Below are 15,085 nucleotides of genomic sequence, written 5' to 3' on the forward strand. Positions count from 1 at the left end.
GCCCCGTGGGCCATGATCGGCCGGTGACGATCGGGTGGCTGGACCTGGCGGCCGGGGCGAGCGGGGACATGCTGCTCGGCGCGCTGGTCGACGCCGGGGTGCCGGTGGACGTGCTGGCGGCCCCGGTTGCCGCGCTGCCGGTCGAGCCGGTCACCCTCACCACCGAGGCGGCCACCCGGCACGGGCTGGGCGCCACCCGGGTGCACGTGCACGCCCCGCCGAGCGACGTCCACCGCACGTGGGCCGACGTCCGGGCGCTGCTCACCGACGCCGCCCTGGCCCCCGCCGTCCGGGAGGGTGCGCTGGCCGTGTTCGAGCGGCTAGCGGTCGCCGAGGGGCGGGTGCACCGGGTGCCGGCCGAGGAGGTGCACTTCCACGAGGTCGGCGCGCTGGACGCGCTGGCCGACGTCCTCGGGGTGGTCGCCGGGTTCGCGCACCTCGGGCTCGACCGGCTGACCGCCTCCCCGGTCGCGCTGGGCAGCGGCTCGGCCCGCGGGGCGCATGGCGTCGTCCCCATCCCGGGCCCCGCCGTGCTGGAGCTGCTGCGCGGCGCCCCGGTGGTCGCCGGGCCGGTGCCGGCCGAGACCTGCACCCCGACCGGCGCAGCCCTGCTCGCCGTCCTCGTGCAGGAGTGGACGACGCTGCCCGCCATGCGGGTGCAGCGGGTCGGCTCGGGTGCGGGCGGGCGCGACCCCGAGCAGCTGCCCAACGTCGTCCGGCTGGTGCTGGGCGAGCCGGCCGACCAGCCGGGCGACGGGCTGCTGCTGGAGACCAACGTCGACGACCTCGACCCGCGGCTGTGGCCCGGGGTGCTCGCCGAGCTGCTGGCCGCCGGGGCCTCGGACGCCTGGCTCACCCCGATCCTGATGAAGAAGGGCCGCCCGGCGCACACCCTGTCGGTGCTGTGCCGGCCGGGCGCGCTGGTCGCCGTCCAGGAGGTGGTCGTCGCGACGACGTCCACCATCGGGATGCGGGTGCAGCCGGTGCAGAAGGTCGCGCTGGATCGCACCCAGGCACAGGTCGAGGTGCTGGGCGGTCAGGTCGGGGTGAAGGTCGCCCGGTCGGCCGGCCGGGTGGTCAACGTCAGCGTCGAGTTCGAGGACGTCGCCGCGCTCGCCCAGCAGCTGCAGCTGCCGGTCAAGGAGGTGCTGCGGGCCGCCACCGCGGCGGCGGAGCGCGCCCATCCGGTGACCCCGGCCGACTGACCGCCGCCGACGTCACACCCGGGACAGCCACAGCGTCGACTACTCTCCTCCGGCAGAAGGGGAGTAGCCCCCCGACCGTTGGTCGACATGCTGGCGCGTCCGCGCGCCCGGTCAGCGGGCCCGCCACCAGCGGGTGGGCGAGACCTTCCGATCCGCAGCCACCGTCCGGTGCGCTGCCGGTCGGAGGCGCCCCCCGCGCAGCCGGCCGGTGGCGCGAGCAGAGAGAGAACCCGTGGTCCCCTCGGTCATCCTGGCCGCCTTCGTGCTGATCCTGCCCGTCGAGCTGCCCGACAAGACGCTGTTCGCGACCCTGGTGCTGGCCACCCGGTTCCCGCCGCTGCCGGTCTTCGTCGGCGTCGGCGCCGCGTTCGGGCTGCAGGTCGCCATCGCGGTCACCGCCGGCAGCCTGCTGTCCCTGCTCCCCGAGGCGCTGGTCAGCGCCGTGGTCGCGGTGCTCTTCCTGGCCGGCGCCGTCCTGCTGTGGCGGGAGTCCCGCAAGGACGACGAGGACGACGAGGCCACCGCCCAGGCCCGGGAGCAGACCTCGTTCGTGCGGGCGGCGGCGATCTCCTTCGGCGTGCTGTTCGCCGCCGAGTGGGGCGACCTGTCCCAGCTGGCCACCGCCGGCCTGGCCGCCCGGTACGCCGAGCCGCTGTCGGTGTTCATCGGCGCGTGGGCGGCGCTGCTGGTGATCTCGGGGCTGGCCGCCTTCCTCGGCCGCAAGCTCGCCGACCGGCTGCCGGTACGGCTGCTGCACCGGGTCGCCGCCGGGCTGTTCCTGGTGTTCGCGGTGGTCGCCGTGGTGGAGACGGTCCGCGCCCTGACCTGATCAGCCGCCACCGCCCCCGCCTCCACCGCCGAGCATCCAGCTGCTCTTGTTGACCGCGCCCCGGGCGTCCGCCTGGGCCGGGTCGTCGTAGGGCGCGGGGTCGTTGCCCATCAAGCGGGGGCCCTCGTCCTGGGCGGGCCGGCGCAACCAGACCACCGCCGCCACGGTCACCAGCACCGCGAGGACGACGAGCACCACCACTGCGACGTCGTTCATGCCCCGACCGTACGGCCGTGGCGGCTCCCCGGCCGACCCCCGGAGGGGTCAGACTCCCCGCCCCGCCCTCAAGTGACCCCGCCGTCCTGCCGACCTCTGTCGGTGAACGGGCCCGTGAGCGGCCGCAGGAGACGGGAGAGGCCATGGACACCATCCGGCTCGAGGAGTCGCAGGACGTGCTGGTGCAGACGGCGGCGGTCATCGCCGCGCAGCGCCAGTTCGCGCAGCGACTGCGCCAGCGGACGGTCCCCGACCCCCTCACCGGTCTGCCGGTGCGCAGCCTGCTGGTCGACCGGCTCGAGCTGGCCCTGGCCGCCGCCGGCCCGGACACCGGCCGGCTGGCCGTGCTGTCCTGCAACCTCGACGGGATCACCGCGCTGGAGGACGCCGCCGGCGCCGCCGCCGCCGATGCCGCCCGCGCCGAGGCGGCCGGCCGGCTGGTCAACGCCGTCCGCCAGGGCGACGTCGTCGCCCGGATCAGTGCCCAGACCTTCGTGCTGCTCTGCCCGGGCATCGTCGCCGTCGAGGACGCCCAGGGCATCGCCCAGCGGGTCGCGGCCGCCTTCGACGAGCCGCTGCAACCGCGGCCGGACCTCACCCACCGGGTCCGGCTCAGCGTCGGGGTGGCGCTGTCGGGCCGGGCCTCGACCCCCGAGTCGCTGATCGCTGCGGCCAACGAGGCGATGACCCAGATCCGGCACGACCGCCAGGGCAGCGGCCGGCACGGCTGACCGGTCGGCTCAGCCCAGCGTCGGGACCCAGTCGGCGAGCGCGCGGCCGATCTCGTCCGGGGAGTCCTCCGGCACGAAGTGACCACCCGGCACCGTCACCTCGGTCAGCGCCGGCCAACGGCGCACCAGCTTCCGCTGCCGGCCGACCAGGATCGACCCCGGGTCGGCGTTCAGGAACAGCTTGGGCACCTCGCTGTGCGCCAGCCACTGGCCGTAGCGGCTCACGACGTCGTGCACGTCCGGCGGCGCGTGCTCGATCGGGATCTGCCGCGGCCACTCCAGCGTCGGCCAGCGGTCCTCGCGCTCCCGGAAGGGCGCCCGGTAGCGGTCGTGCGCCTCGGGTGAGAGCCCCCGGCGCACCTCGGCGGGCAGGATCTTCTCCACGAACACGTTCTGATCCAGCACCTTGCGCTCGCCGTCCGGGCCGCGCATCGCCTGGAACACCGGCTTCGCGGCGCGCGGCCAGTCCGCCCAGATCACCGGGGTCACGATCGCCTCGGTGAACGCGATGCCGCGCACCGCGCCCGGGTTCTCCGCAGCCCAGTCGAAGCCCAGCGCCGACCCCCAGTCGTGCAGCACCAGCGTCACCCGCTCGGTGGCCCCCACCGCCCGCATGAACCCGGCCAGGAACTGAGCGTGCCGGTCGAAGGAGTAGGTGCCCGGCCCCGGGTCGGGCAGCTTGTCCGACTCCCCCATGCCGATCAGGTCGGGCGCGATGCACCGCCCGAGGTGCTGCACGTGCGGGATGACGTTGCGCCACAGATAGGACGACGTCGGGTTGCCGTGCAGGAAGACGATCGGGTCGCCACTGCCGGTGTCGACGTAGGCCATCTCCTGCTCCCCGACCCGCACGCGGGAGCGCGGGAACGGGTCGTCGGCGGGCACGGGCGTGCGGACGTCGTCGGCCATGCCGGGGGTGTCCCCGCCACCCCGCCGTCCGAACCGCCCAGGGCAGAAATGGCCATTTCTGCCCTGGGGCGGAACGGGCTTGACCCTGACGTGGCGTCAGGCTGTTGCGTGGTCTCCGTCAACGAGAGAGGAGGGGCGATGAGCTGGACGGTGGGTGAGCTGGCCCGGCTGGCCGGGGTCACGGTGCGCACGCTGCACCACTACGACCGGATCGGGCTGGTCCGGCCCAGCGAGCGCACGTCGGCGGGCTACCGCAGCTACGACGCGCGCGACCTGGACCGGCTGCAGCAGGTGCTGCTCTACCGCGAGCTCGGGTTCCCCCTCGAGGAGGTCGCGACCCTGCTGGACGACCCCGACGCCGACCCCGCGGCGCACCTGCGCCGGCAGCACCGGCTGCTGCGGGACCGGCTCGAGCGCACCTCGGCGATGGTCGCGGCCGTGGAGAAGGAGATGGAGGCACGGCAGATGGGGATCTCCCTGACCCCGGAGGAACGGTTCGAGGTCTTCGGCGACTGGCTCCCGGAGGAGTACGCCGGCGAGGCCGAGGAGAGGTGGGGCGACACCGAGGCGTGGGCCCAGTCCCAGCGCCGGACGGCGGCGATGAGCAAGGAGGACTGGCTGCGGGTCAAGGCCGAGAGCGACGACGTCGAGCGCCGGTTCGCCGCCGCGCTGGCCGGCGGCGTCCCGGCCGACTCCGTCGCGGCGATGGACCTCGCCGAGGAGCACCGGCAGCAGATCAGCCGGCACTTCTACGACTGCTCGCCGGAGGTGCACGGCGGGCTCGGCCGGATGTACGTCGAGGACGAGCGCTTCACCGCGTACTACGAGCGGATCGCCCCGGGCCTGGCGCAGTACGTGAGCTCCGCCGTCCAGGCCAACGCCGCCCGCCAGGGCTGAGCTCGCCCGAGGAGGGGCCGAAGTCGCGACTTCGGCCCCTCTGGCGAGGGACGTCACCCTCCCCCCGCTCCCACCGGGTGGTGGACAGGCCCCATGCTGGCCCGGTGGGGTGGGTGATCGGGCGGCTGCAGCAGCCGTGGGTGCAACGGGCGGTCCGGGCGGCGCTGGCGGCCGGGCTGTCCTGGCAGGTGGCGCTGCTGCTGCCGCCGTCGCTGTCGGAGTACGCCTACTACGCCCCCCTGGGCGCGGTCATCGCGGTCAGCCCGACGATCGCCGACTCCGCCTCGGCGGCGTGGCGCAGCATCATCGCCATCCTGGTGGGCTTCGCGCTGGCGGTGGTCGTCTACGAGGTCACCCGCGCGGTGCCCAACGCCCTGACCATCGCACTGATCGTCGCGCTGGCGGTGGTGGTCGAGCAGTGGCGGTCACTGTTCCGCGAGCAGGCCAGCTGGGTGAGCTTCGCCGCCGTCCTGATGCTCACCGTCGGGACGGCGGACCCGGCCGAGTACGCGGTGCGCTACGCCGGGCTGACCCTGCTGGGCGCCGCGATCGGCGTGCTGGTGACCAGCCTGCTGTTCCCGCCGCTGCAGCTGACCACCGCCGTCGAGCGGGTCGCCCGCACCCGGACGCTGCTGGCCGAGCGCCTGGAGACGATCGCGGCGGCGCTGCGCAGCGGCCAGGTCCCCGGCCCCGGGGAGTGGGCGGCCCGCGGCGACGAGCTGGACCGGGCGCTGGACCGGATGCGGTCGGCCGAGGCGCAGGTCGAGCGGGCCCGCCGGGCCAACCCGCGGGCCCGGAGGTGGCAGGGCACCGCGGCCAGCATCCGCGAGCAGTCCCGCGCGCTCGACCGCGTCGCCGTCCTGATCGACGACCTCACCACGCTGGTCGTGGAGTTCCAGCCGCACCGGCGCGGCCTGGACCGGGTGGACGACGGCACCGGCTGGGTGGTCGCCGATGCGCTGGACGGGCTCGCCGGGGTGGTCCGGTTGCCGTTCCACGACACCGACACCGAGCCCGACGAGCGCGACGCCGCCGTCGCCACCGCGCTGGCCGCCGCGAACCGGCTGACCAGCCTGGTGCGCGCCTCGGAGATCGGCGACGACGAGGGGTTCTTCGCCCTCAGCGCGGTGACGATCGGGATGCACCGCTCGCTGCAGACCCTCGAGGCGCACGTCCGCTTCCCCGCCCCCGCCTGACCCGACCCAGGCCACCTCCCGGCCGTGTTCGCCACCATGGCCGGGTCCACAGGCGACCCGGACGGGGAACGGGGTCGCCGCCCCCGGCACGGACCGGCCGCGCCGCGGCCATGTTCGCCAACATGGCCGCCATGGACCGGGCCGGGTGGCGTCCTCGCACGGCCGGACGAGGTTGCACGTGGAACGTGCGCCGTCGGCGAAACCGGACGACGCCGTCCCTGAGTCCGGCTAAGGTCTGGCGCTCGTGAGCCGCATCGGTGAGGTCCTGGTCCCGGCGCGGCTCGGCAACGGCTTCCGGTGGTTGCTGGCCTCGTCCTGGACGACGAACCTCGGCGACGGCATCGCGCTGGCCGCCGGGCCGCTGCTGGTCGCCTCGCTCACCGGCGACGCCTTCCTGGTCGCCCTCGCCGCGACGGTGCAGTGGTTGCCGCCGCTGCTGTTCGGGCTGGTCGCCGGCGCACTGACCGACCGGCTGGACCGGCGGCTGATCGTGCTCACCGTCGACCTCGCCCGCGCCGTCGTCCTCACCGTGCTCACCCTGGCGGTGGCCACCGACCGGGTCTCCATCGCCGCCGTCCTGGCCGCGCTGTTCCTGCTGGCCACCGCCGAGGTGTTCGCCGACAACAGCTCGCAGACGCTGGTGCCGATGCTGGTGGCCCGCGACGACCTGGCGGTGGCCAACTCCCGGCTGCAGACCGGGTTCATCACGGTGAACCAGCTCGCCGGCCCGCCGCTGGGCGCTGCCCTGTTCACCGTCGGCGCCGCGTGGGCCCTCGGCGCGCAGGCGGTGGTGATCGCCCTCGGGGCGGTGCTGATCACCCGGGTGGTGCTGCCGCCCCCCGAGCGGGTCGCCGGGCCGCGCACCGCGATGCGGCACGACATCGCCGAGGGGCTGCGCTGGGTGCGGCACCACGCCGCCGTCCGCACCCTGGTGCTCACCATCACGATCTTCAACGTCACCTTCGGCGCCGCCTGGTCGGTGCTGGTGCTCTACGCCACCGAGCGGATCGGGCTGGGCGAGGTCGGCTTCGGGCTGGTGACCACGGTCGGCGCCGTCGGCGGCATCGTCGGCGGCCTGACCTACGGCTGGATCACCCGCCGGGTGAGCCTGGGCGACCTGATGCGGATCGGCCTGGTCGTCGAGACCGTCACCCACCTGGCCCTGGCCCTCACCACCAGCGCGTGGGTCGCACTGCCGGTCTTCTTCGCGTTCGGCGCGCACGCCTTCATCTGGGGGACGACGTCGGTCGCCGTGCGGCAGCGGGCGGTGCCGGGCCCCCTGCAGGGGCGGGTGGGCAGCGTCAACGTGGTCGGCGTCTACGGCGGGCTGGTGGTCGGCTCGGCCATCGGCGGCGTGCTCGCCCAGCACTGGGGCGTCACCGCCCCGTTCTGGTTCGCCTTCGCCGGGTCGGCGGTGTTCGTGGTGCTCATCTGGCGCTCGCTGCGGCACGTCGCCCACGCCGACGAACAGCCGGTGCCGGCAACCGCCTGAGGACGGCGCCGGCGCGGCATGCTGCGCGCATGACCTACGACCGGGAGCTGGCCGACCGGGTGCGGGCCGCGCTCTCCACCGCGCCGGACGTGTCGGAGAAGGCGATGTTCGGCGGCCTGGCGTTCCTCGTCGGCGGCGCGATGGCGGTGGCCGTCAGCGGCCAGGGTGGCCTGATGGTGCGTAGCGACCCGGCCCGCGCCGACGAGCTCACCGCTGCCGAGGGCGTGGAGCGGATGGTGATGCGCGGCCGCGCCCTGGACGGCTGGCTGCTGGTCGCCGCCGAGGCGCTGGACGACGAGGAGACGCTGCGCCGCTGGGTCGCCACCGGCCGCGACGTCGCCCGCACCCTTCCCGCCACGCCCGGCCGACGGCGGGCCGGGTCAACCCGCACCGGGTGACGTTGAGCCGCGGCAGCACGCGGCTCAACGCCATCGCAGGCGGGTTGACCCGCGGCGGCGAGCGACTACACCCGGATGAGCAGCTCGCCGTGCAGCATGCCGAGCCAGCCGTCGTCGGCCGCGGCCCAGGCCAGCCAGGTGTCCGCGATCGTCTGCAGCTCCGCCGCCGTGGCCAGCCCGTACGCCACCGCCTGCTCGGCGAACGCCGACGACGTCGCCCGCCCGGCCCACGACCGGCCCCACCACTCCCGTTCGGCCGGGGTGGCGAAGCACCAGGCGGAGGTGGTCGCGGTGACGTCCCGCAGCCCGGCGGCGTGCGCCCAGGAGAGCAGCCGCCGTCCGGCGTCGGGCTCGGCGTCGTTGCGCCGGGCCACCTGCGCGTAGAGCTCCAGCCACCGGTCCAGCCCCGGCGCGGCGGGGAACCAGGTGGTGGCCGCGTAGTCGACGTCCCGGACGGCGACCACTCCCCCGGGTCGGCACACCCGGGCCATCTCGCGCAGTGCGGCCACCGGGTCGGTCAGGTGCTGCAGCACCTGGTGGGCGTGCACGACGTCGAAGGAGTCGTCCGGGAAGGCCAGCGCGTAGCCGTCCCCGACCGAGAACTCGACGTGCACCCCCGCCCGGTCCGCGAGTTCGCGGGCCTCGGCCAGCGGCGCCGGCGCGACGTCCAGGCCGACGACGCGTCCGGGCCGCACCCGGGTGGCCAGGTCGACGGTGATCGTGCCGGGACCGCAGCCCACGTCGAGCACGTCGAGCCCGGGGCGCAGCTCGGCCAGCAGGTACCCGGCGGAGTTCTCGGCGGTGCGCCAGCGGTGCGACTGCAGGACCGGCTCGGCGTGCCCGTGCGTGTACGTGTCCACGGCGGCATCGTGCCGCACTGCACCACTCAGTGGGACGTCATTCCCAGACTGTGGGATGCCCCTCGGCCGCTCGGACCAGGTGGGCAGCGGCGTCGCCCAGTCCCTCGACGACGAAGCCGAAGGCGGCGAGCACCTCCCCCACCGCAGCGGTCATCGTGTCCTGCACGGCGCCCTCGGCCAGCCGCCCGCGGGCCTGGCCCAGGGAGATCCGGTCGTGCTGCGCCCACGAGACGATCACCGCCTGCTGCGCCGGGCTGGGGGTGAGGCACACCCCGCCGAGGGCCTTGCTGGACGTGCGCCCGGAGCAGTCGTGCAGCGGCAGGCCCGCCTCGGCCAGCGCGGCGGCGACCTCGCAGACCAGCCCGGTCAGCGGGTCGGCGTCGGAGATCAGCAGGTCCCAGTCGTCGGCCAGCCGGTCCAGCTGCGCGGAGAGGTGGGCGAGGAAGGCACGGTCGTCCGGGGAGAACCGCCGGGCCAGCGTCCCGTCGTCCCGGCGGACGCCGTAGGCGGCGACCACGGCGTCGGTGGCCACCCCGGAGGAGACCTCGGAGAGCGCGGCGTCCACGTGGGTCGGGAACGGCCCGGCCACCACCTGGGCGCCGCCGTCGACCAGCCACCAGCCCAGGTCGGCGACCGACTCGACGGCCGTCGCCTCCGGACCTGGGGTCCCGTTCGACACGCTCACTGCCACTCCTCTCCCCGACGCCGGCGGGGAGACCGGCGCCGGCCCCACCGCACCGGCGCCGCGGTCGGCGGACCACCCGAGGTCCTCGACCGGTTGCTGCACCGGCACGGCCCGACCGGACGACGTCCGGTTGCGCCTGCGGAGGAGCTATCGGCAGCACAGGTGCAGGAGGCAACTCGAACCGAGGGCTCAGACCTCGGCGAGCACCGCCCCGGCCACCGCCACGGCACGCTCCCGGTCGGAAGTGACCAGGCCGGTCCGGGTGCGCCGGTCCAGCAGGTCGGCCACGGTGCGCGCTCCCTCGAACCGGACGCCGAACCGCAGCTCCCCCACCGTCTCCTCCCGTCCCTCGACCACCAGCTCGTCCCCGAGCGCAGCCACCACAGGAGCCTCGGTGCCGTACCGGTGCACCAGTCGCGCCGGGGCGTCCACCCGGGCGAGCACCCGCTCGGGCGCCGCGCCGACCAGCGGCAGCCGGGCGGTCGGGGACCGACGGGCGCCGCGGCCGAGCCGGTCGACCACCGCGTCGACCACCTCGGCCGCGGTGGCCCGGTAGGTGGGGAGCTCGCCGCCGACCACGGTGAGTACCGGCCCGTCCCAGGACAGCGCCTGCCGGGACAGGTCGGCGGCGCCGCCGGCCCGTGTTCCGGGCCGCAGGCCCGCGAACGCGCCGACCACGTCGGCGGGCTGCAACGGCACCGCGAGCACCGCGTTCACCGCCGCCAGCAGCCGGCCCACCTCCGCGTCGCCGGGCTCGGCGACCTCGTCGGGGACCGGGCCGGCCACCGGCTCGTCGGTGACGCCCAGGTGGACCAGCCCGCCCGGCTGCGGCAGTGCCACGACGGACGTCGTCCGCGAGCCGGGCAGCGGCACGGTGAGCGCCGCGATCGGCCGGCCGAGCCGCGCGGCCGGCACCACCAGGTGGACCTCGCGGACGGGCGCCAGCCCGACGTCGGGCGCCAGTTGCTGCACCTCCACCCCGGCGGCGTTGACGACCACTCCTGCCCGCACCGCGGTCGGGGTCCCGTCGACCGACAGCCCGACCGTCCCGCCGTCGACGCCGGTCACCGTGGCACCGGTGAGCACCCGGGCGCCGAAGGCGGCGGCCGTCCGCGCCAGGGCGACCACCAGCCGGGCGTCGTCCTCGAGCTGCCCGCCCCAGAAGACGACGCCACCCCGGCCCGGCCGCACCGCCGGCAGGAGCCGCCCGACGCCCTCCGCCCCGACCCGACCGGTCCCCGGCAGGGACCCGCGGCCACCGCGCACCGACACCCGGGCGGCGTCGCCCAGCCGGCCGCCGAGCTCGGCCAGCGCGCTGACCTGCCGCCCGGCGACGTCGGGCACCAGGAAGGGCAGCCGGCGGACCAGGTGCGGCGCGGTCACCCGCATCAGCACCGCACGTTCCCGGGCGCGCTGCCGGGCCGCTCCGACCTGCCCGCGCGCCGGGCGCCGCAGGCCGCCGGAGCCCAGCGCCGACGGCCACCGGCTGGTGCCGGCGGCGAGGTCGGTGCGCTCGCACAGGGCGACGGTCAGCCCCCGGGCCGCGGCGTCCAGGGCGATCCCCGCCCCGGTTGCGCCACCACCGACGACCAGCACGTCGACCCCGTGCTCGGTGAGCCGGTCCAGGTCGCGCGCCCGCTGCCGGAGGTCCAGCGTCCCGGGGCGGGCGAGGTCCCTGGGGTCCGGCTGGGGCACCGGCAGACTGTAGCCGTGGCCGATCTCCCCGAACTGGCGATCCCGGGCTGGGGCCGCCGGTCGCCGAGCCCGCCGCCATGGACGCGGTGCTCGCCGCCGGTGTGACGCCGCCCCACCACCCCACCGGCCACCGGCCCGGACCGGACCGGACCGGACCGGACCGGACCGGACCGTGAGATCGGCTCGGCGGGCGTGGACGCGCTGCGCGCGGTGGACCGGCAGCGGGACCCGCCGGGCAGCCGCGACCCCGGGGGGCTGCCCCGGATGATCGCGTTTCAGCAGCTCAGACCGGGTATGGGTCTGGCCATGTCCAGCGGTCACGTGCACGGCGCCGAGCCCGGCTCGGGCGAGGTGCTCCTGATCGAGGACGGGACCGGCCCCCTGCTCCAGTTCTCCGGCCGCGTCGACCGCGAGGCCGTGCGCCGCTTCCGGCTGCAGGTCCCACCGACGGCGTGGCCGGAGCGGGCCGACCTGGCCGCGGTCACCGGGATCGACCCGGCCGGGCTGGAGCTGCTGGTGCACCTGAGCCGCAAGCCCCAGCGCCACGGGCGGCAGCTGCAGCTGCTCGCCGTGCCGCCCGAGCTGGAGGCGCCGCTGGCCCGGGCCGGGCTCTCCCGGCTGCTGCCCCGCCCCGGCGCGGCGCCCAGCCCCACCTGAGGCTGCCGGCCCCACGGACCGCCCGGCGGATCCGACACGCCGAGTGACCGCATGGCTGCTCTGCGTTCACACAGAACCACGTCCTGGGTCACGGCGCGGTAACGGCACGCTCGTAGACAGGGACCGTTCCGTTACCCCGTGACCGACGGACGCCGGGCTCCCGGTGCCCCAGAGGCGGTGCTCTGCCATGCAGACGATGTCCTTCTCCGACTTCCATCCCGCGCCGGGACTCCTGGTCGAGTGGGAGGTGAGCCCGGACACCGCCGACGTCGCCCGGGCCGCGCCACCGGACCCGGTGCCGGCCAGCTACAACCAGCAGCTGCACCTGCAGTCCGCGCAGGCCGCCGCGCTGCTGGGCCTGCCGGGCAACCCCTGGATCGGGGCGACGTTCGACGTGACCGGCGCCGCCGACCTCGACGCCCTGGAGAGCGCCTTCACCGCCTGGCTGCGGCGGCACGAGGGGCTGCGCAGCGGCTTCCGCCACGGCCCGGCCGGCATCGAGCGCTTCACCCTCGCCGTCCAGGAGATCAGCCTGGCCCGCCGGGCGGAGGAGGTCACCTGCCCGCGGGCGCTGCACGACCAGCTCGACGAGCGGTTCGTCAGCGGCACCGACCCGTTCAGCTGGCCCCCGCTCGTGCTCGGCGTGATCAGCCGCCCGGGCGGGTCGACGGTGTTCGTGGCCATGGACCACGTCTGTGGCGACGGGTACTCCCTGGCCTTCGCCATCTGGGAGCTCCAGTCGCTCTACGAGGCCGCCGTGGAGCGCCGCGAGCCGTCGCTGCCGGAGATCGGCAGCTACCTGGAGCACTGCACCGAGGAGCGGGCCCGCGGGGAGGCCATCGACCCGGCCGACCCGGTCGTCGCCCACTGGCGCGGGTTCGTCGGCCGCTGCGGCGGCACGACCCCCACCTTCCCGCTGCACCTGGGCGTCGAGCCGGGGCAGGTCTGGCCACAGAGCCTGTTCGACCGGGTGGTCGCCTCCGCCAAGGACGCCGAGGCCTTCGAGGAGGTGTGCGTGGCCGCCGGCGGCAGCTTCTTCGCCGGGCTGCTCACCGCCATGGGCATCGCCGTCCGGGAGGTCACCGGGTCCGAGGACTTCCGCACCATCACCCCGGTGCACACCCGGCACAAGCACCGCTGGCGGACGTCGATGGGCTGGTTCATCACCTGCGCACCGCTGGAGTTCTCCCTGACCGGCGCTGCCGCGTTCCGCGACGTCCTCCCCCGGGCCAACGCCACCGCCCGCCACGCGATGCGGCTGTCCCGGTACCCCGCCGCCCGGGTGATCGAGCTGCTGGGCAGCGACTTCACCGTCACCCGGCGGGACCTGTTCTCGATGGTGTCCTACACCGACTACCGGCAGATGCCCGGCGCCGAGCGCTACGAGCAGTGGAACCCGATCACCATCGGGGAGGTGTCGGTCGCCGACGACACCCACGTCTGGGCATCCCGCAACCACGAGGGCGTGCACCTGGGGATCCGGCACCCCGACACCCCGAGCGCGGAGACGGTGCTCACCGAGTACACCGAGACGATCGCCGAGGTGTTCTCCCGCGTCGCGACCACCGGCGACTACCCACTGGCGCCCAGCTGGGCCTGCCGGCCGATGCCGGGCCTGCCGGTCAACGCCTGACCGCACACACCGCCCACCGCGTCACGAGCGCGGTGGGGTGGACCGCTGCCGTCGCGTCACGAGCGCGGCCCAGCGGGACGCCGTCCACCGCGTCACGAGCGCGGTGGACGGCGGACGGGGGGCAGCCGCGGCCCGAGCAGGCGGGTCAGCCCCCCGCCGGCGAGGGCGGCCGCCACCACGACCGCGAAGAACCCCACCTGGCTGACCGACTCGACCCCGGCAGCGTCCAGCGCGAGCAGGGCGGACGCCGCCAGCAGCAGCGAGAGCCCGGCGGCGAGCAGGACCAGCAGCCACCGCGGCGGACCGGCCGGGGCGTCGGGACGGCGGGCGGGGTGCTCGGTGCTCACCGCGCCAGTGCACCACGACCGCCGGCCGACCCGGCGCAGCCGCACCCGGACCGGGTTGGCCGAGCCGAGCAAGATCGGCCAGGCTCGGGGCATGAGCGCCCCGATCCAGGCCACCACCGGCGTCACCAGCGAGGTCGGCCGGCTGCGCACCGTGCTGCTGCACCGGCCCGGTGCCGAGCTGCGCCGGCTGACCCCACGCAACAACGACGAGCTGCTCTTCGACGGCGTGCCGTGGGTCGCCCGCGCGCAGGAGGAGCACGACGCCTTCGCCGCGGCGCTCACCGAGCGCGGGGTCGAGGTGCTGCACCTGGACCGGCTGCTCGCCGAGGTGATGACGGTGCCCGAGGCCCGGGCCGAGGTGATCACCGTCGCCGTCGACGACCCGCGGCTGGGCGCCACGCTGCGGCACGCCACCACCGCCCACCTCGACGGCCTCGCCCCGGCAGACCTGGCGCAGGCGCTGATCGCCGGGGTCGCCCACGACGAGCTGCGCGGCGGCCGCGGGCTGGCCTACCAGCTGATGGGACGCGGTGAGTTCGTCGTCCCGCCGCTGCCGAACCTGATGTTCACCCGCGACTCCTCGGTGTGGGTCGGCGGGCAGGTCGCCGTCACCTCGCTGGCCATGCCGGCCCGGGACCGGGAGAGCGCGCTCACCGCGGCGCTGTACACCCACCACCCACGCTTCGCCGGTGCCGAGCAGCTCTACGGCCCCCACCTGGAGCACCTGGAGGGCGGCGACGTCCTGCTCCTCTCCCCGGGTGTGGTGGCGGTCGGGGTCGGCGAGCGGACGACGGCCGGCGGGGCCGAGCGGCTGGCCCGGCGGGTGTTCGCCCGGGGGCTGGCGCACACGGTGCTCGTCGTCCCCATCGCGCAGGAGCGGGCGACGATGCACCTGGACACCATCGCCACGATGGTCGACGTCGACGCCATGGTCATGTACCCGGCCGTCGCCGACCAGCTGCAGGCCTGGACGGTCACCGCCGGCGACGAACCCCCGGACGCCGCGGACACCACCGAGCTGTCGGTGCGCGGCCCGCAGCCGTTCCTGGTCGCGGCCGCGGCAGCGATGGGGATCGACCGGCTGCGGGTGATCGACACCGGCCTGGACCCGGTCACCGCCGAGCGGGAGCAGTGGGACGACGGCAACAACACGCTGGCGCTGGCACCCCGGCTGGCGGTGGCCTACGAGCGCAACACGGTCACCAACGCCGCGCTCGAGGCGGCCGGCATCGAGGTGCTCGCCATCGCCGGGTCGGAGCTGGGCAGCGGGCGGGGCGGCCCGCGGTGCATGTCCTGCCCGGTGCTCCGCGACCCGCTCCCAGCCGCGCGCTGAGG

16 protein-coding genes are annotated in these 15,085 nt (G+C 75.7%); 10 read left to right on the plus strand and 6 right to left on the minus strand.

The genetic code is table 11. The annotated features are described in order from the left end of the window. Window positions 1-23 precede the first annotated feature (23 nt). Window positions 24-1,205, plus strand: a complete 1,182-nt coding sequence (gene larC, locus HLA93_RS03625) for a nickel pincer cofactor biosynthesis protein LarC (RefSeq protein WP_222192877.1) — start codon at window positions 24-26, stop codon at window positions 1,203-1,205. Between the two features lie 232 nt (window positions 1,206-1,437). Next, window positions 1,438-2,034 (plus strand): TMEM165/GDT1 family protein, encoded by a 597-nt coding sequence (locus tag HLA93_RS03630; RefSeq protein ID WP_222192878.1) that lies wholly within the window; start codon window positions 1,438-1,440, stop codon window positions 2,032-2,034. On the opposite strand, the gene HLA93_RS03635 is transcribed toward HLA93_RS03630, so the two are convergent. Next, complete coding sequence (locus tag HLA93_RS03635; RefSeq protein ID WP_222192879.1) at window positions 2,035-2,250, minus strand: hypothetical protein; 216 nt, start codon at window positions 2,248-2,250, stop codon at window positions 2,035-2,037. Window positions 2,251-2,393: 143 nt separating this feature from the next. On the opposite strand from HLA93_RS03635, the gene HLA93_RS03640 reads away from it, so the two are divergent. Continuing rightward, a complete protein-coding gene (locus tag HLA93_RS03640; protein WP_222192880.1) occupies window positions 2,394-2,981 on the plus strand; it encodes a GGDEF domain-containing protein in 588 nt (195 codons plus the stop codon). A 9-nt stretch (window positions 2,982-2,990) separates the two neighbouring features. On the opposite strand, the gene HLA93_RS03645 is transcribed toward HLA93_RS03640, so the two are convergent. Continuing rightward, the gene (locus HLA93_RS03645; protein ID WP_222192881.1) at window positions 2,991-3,890 is read right to left on the minus strand and encodes a haloalkane dehalogenase; all 900 of its coding nucleotides are present in this window, start codon (window positions 3,888-3,890) and stop codon (window positions 2,991-2,993) included. Between the two features lie 138 nt (window positions 3,891-4,028). Between HLA93_RS03645 and HLA93_RS03650 the strand changes: the two genes are divergently transcribed. The 4 genes from HLA93_RS03650 (at window position 4,029) to HLA93_RS03665 (ending at window position 7,873) form a co-directional block, all read left to right on the plus strand. Then, complete coding sequence (locus tag HLA93_RS03650; protein WP_222192882.1) at window positions 4,029-4,787, plus strand: MerR family transcriptional regulator; 759 nt, start codon at window positions 4,029-4,031, stop codon at window positions 4,785-4,787. A 104-nt stretch (window positions 4,788-4,891) separates the two neighbouring features. After that, window positions 4,892-5,983, plus strand: a complete 1,092-nt coding sequence (locus HLA93_RS03655; protein ID WP_222192883.1) for an FUSC family protein — start codon at window positions 4,892-4,894, stop codon at window positions 5,981-5,983. 244 nt (window positions 5,984-6,227) lie between these two features. Next, the gene (locus HLA93_RS03660) at window positions 6,228-7,475 is read left to right on the plus strand and encodes an MFS transporter (RefSeq protein ID WP_222192884.1); all 1,248 of its coding nucleotides are present in this window, start codon (window positions 6,228-6,230) and stop codon (window positions 7,473-7,475) included. 29 nt (window positions 7,476-7,504) lie between these two features. Further along, window positions 7,505-7,873: a TfoX/Sxy family protein gene (locus HLA93_RS03665; RefSeq protein ID WP_222192885.1), complete on the plus strand. Its 369-nt coding sequence runs from the start codon at window positions 7,505-7,507 to the stop codon at window positions 7,871-7,873. 65 nt (window positions 7,874-7,938) lie between these two features. On the opposite strand, the gene HLA93_RS03670 is transcribed toward HLA93_RS03665, so the two are convergent. The 3 genes from HLA93_RS03670 to HLA93_RS03680 form a co-directional block, all read right to left on the minus strand. Next, window positions 7,939-8,733 (minus strand): methyltransferase domain-containing protein, encoded by a 795-nt coding sequence (locus HLA93_RS03670; RefSeq protein WP_222192886.1) that lies wholly within the window; start codon window positions 8,731-8,733, stop codon window positions 7,939-7,941. A 37-nt stretch (window positions 8,734-8,770) separates the two neighbouring features. Continuing rightward, the gene (locus HLA93_RS03675) at window positions 8,771-9,418 is read right to left on the minus strand and encodes a hypothetical protein (RefSeq protein ID WP_222192887.1); all 648 of its coding nucleotides are present in this window, start codon (window positions 9,416-9,418) and stop codon (window positions 8,771-8,773) included. 189 nt (window positions 9,419-9,607) lie between these two features. Then, the gene (locus HLA93_RS03680; protein WP_308127922.1) at window positions 9,608-11,113 is read right to left on the minus strand and encodes a glycerol-3-phosphate dehydrogenase/oxidase; all 1,506 of its coding nucleotides are present in this window, start codon (window positions 11,111-11,113) and stop codon (window positions 9,608-9,610) included. A 306-nt stretch (window positions 11,114-11,419) separates the two neighbouring features. Between HLA93_RS03680 and HLA93_RS03685 the strand changes: the two genes are divergently transcribed. Next, window positions 11,420-11,770 carry an STAS domain-containing protein gene (locus HLA93_RS03685; RefSeq protein WP_222192888.1) on the plus strand — a complete coding sequence of 117 codons (351 nt, stop codon included), beginning with the start codon at window positions 11,420-11,422 and terminating at the stop codon, window positions 11,768-11,770. Window positions 11,771-11,957: 187 nt separating this feature from the next. Next, window positions 11,958-13,403, plus strand: coding sequence for a condensation domain-containing protein (locus HLA93_RS03690; RefSeq protein WP_222192889.1), 1,446 nt, complete (start codon window positions 11,958-11,960; stop codon window positions 13,401-13,403). Between the two features lie 92 nt (window positions 13,404-13,495). Here the strand turns inward: HLA93_RS03690 and HLA93_RS03695 are convergent, their stop codons facing one another. Beyond that, window positions 13,496-13,843, minus strand: coding sequence for a hypothetical protein (locus tag HLA93_RS03695; protein WP_222192890.1), 348 nt, complete (start codon window positions 13,841-13,843; stop codon window positions 13,496-13,498). Here HLA93_RS03695 and HLA93_RS03700 point away from each other — a divergent pair. Further along, a complete protein-coding gene (locus tag HLA93_RS03700; RefSeq protein ID WP_222192891.1) occupies window positions 13,842-15,083 on the plus strand; it encodes an arginine deiminase in 1,242 nt (413 codons plus the stop codon). The genes HLA93_RS03695 and HLA93_RS03700 overlap by 2 nt on opposite strands. Window positions 15,084-15,085 lie beyond the last annotated feature (2 nt).

The sequence above is a fragment of the Modestobacter italicus genome (assembly GCF_019799965.1).
Taxonomy (GTDB): Bacteria; Actinomycetota; Actinomycetes; order Mycobacteriales; family Geodermatophilaceae; genus Modestobacter; species Modestobacter italicus_A.

What these genes read in the sequence shown, in the direction of transcription:
- HLA93_RS03635 (WP_222192879.1), bottom strand. Translation starts at nt 2,250, where the DNA reads ATGAACGACGTCGCAGTGGTGGTGCTCGTCGTCCTCGCGGTGCTGGTG.
- HLA93_RS03695 (WP_222192890.1), bottom strand. Translation starts at nt 13,843, where the DNA reads ATGCCCCGAGCCTGGCCGATCTTGCTCGGCTCGGCCAACCCGGTCCGG.
- HLA93_RS03640 (WP_222192880.1), top strand. Translation starts at nt 2,394, where the DNA reads ATGGACACCATCCGGCTCGAGGAGTCGCAGGACGTGCTGGTGCAGACG.
- HLA93_RS03650 (WP_222192882.1), top strand. Translation starts at nt 4,029, where the DNA reads ATGAGCTGGACGGTGGGTGAGCTGGCCCGGCTGGCCGGGGTCACGGTG.
- HLA93_RS03700 (WP_222192891.1), top strand. Translation starts at nt 13,842, where the DNA reads ATGAGCGCCCCGATCCAGGCCACCACCGGCGTCACCAGCGAGGTCGGC.
- HLA93_RS03685 (WP_222192888.1), top strand. Translation starts at nt 11,420, where the DNA reads ATGTCCAGCGGTCACGTGCACGGCGCCGAGCCCGGCTCGGGCGAGGTG.
- HLA93_RS03690 (WP_222192889.1), top strand. Translation starts at nt 11,958, where the DNA reads ATGCAGACGATGTCCTTCTCCGACTTCCATCCCGCGCCGGGACTCCTG.
- HLA93_RS03665 (WP_222192885.1), top strand. Translation starts at nt 7,505, where the DNA reads ATGACCTACGACCGGGAGCTGGCCGACCGGGTGCGGGCCGCGCTCTCC.
- HLA93_RS03645 (WP_222192881.1), bottom strand. Translation starts at nt 3,890, where the DNA reads ATGGCCGACGACGTCCGCACGCCCGTGCCCGCCGACGACCCGTTCCCG.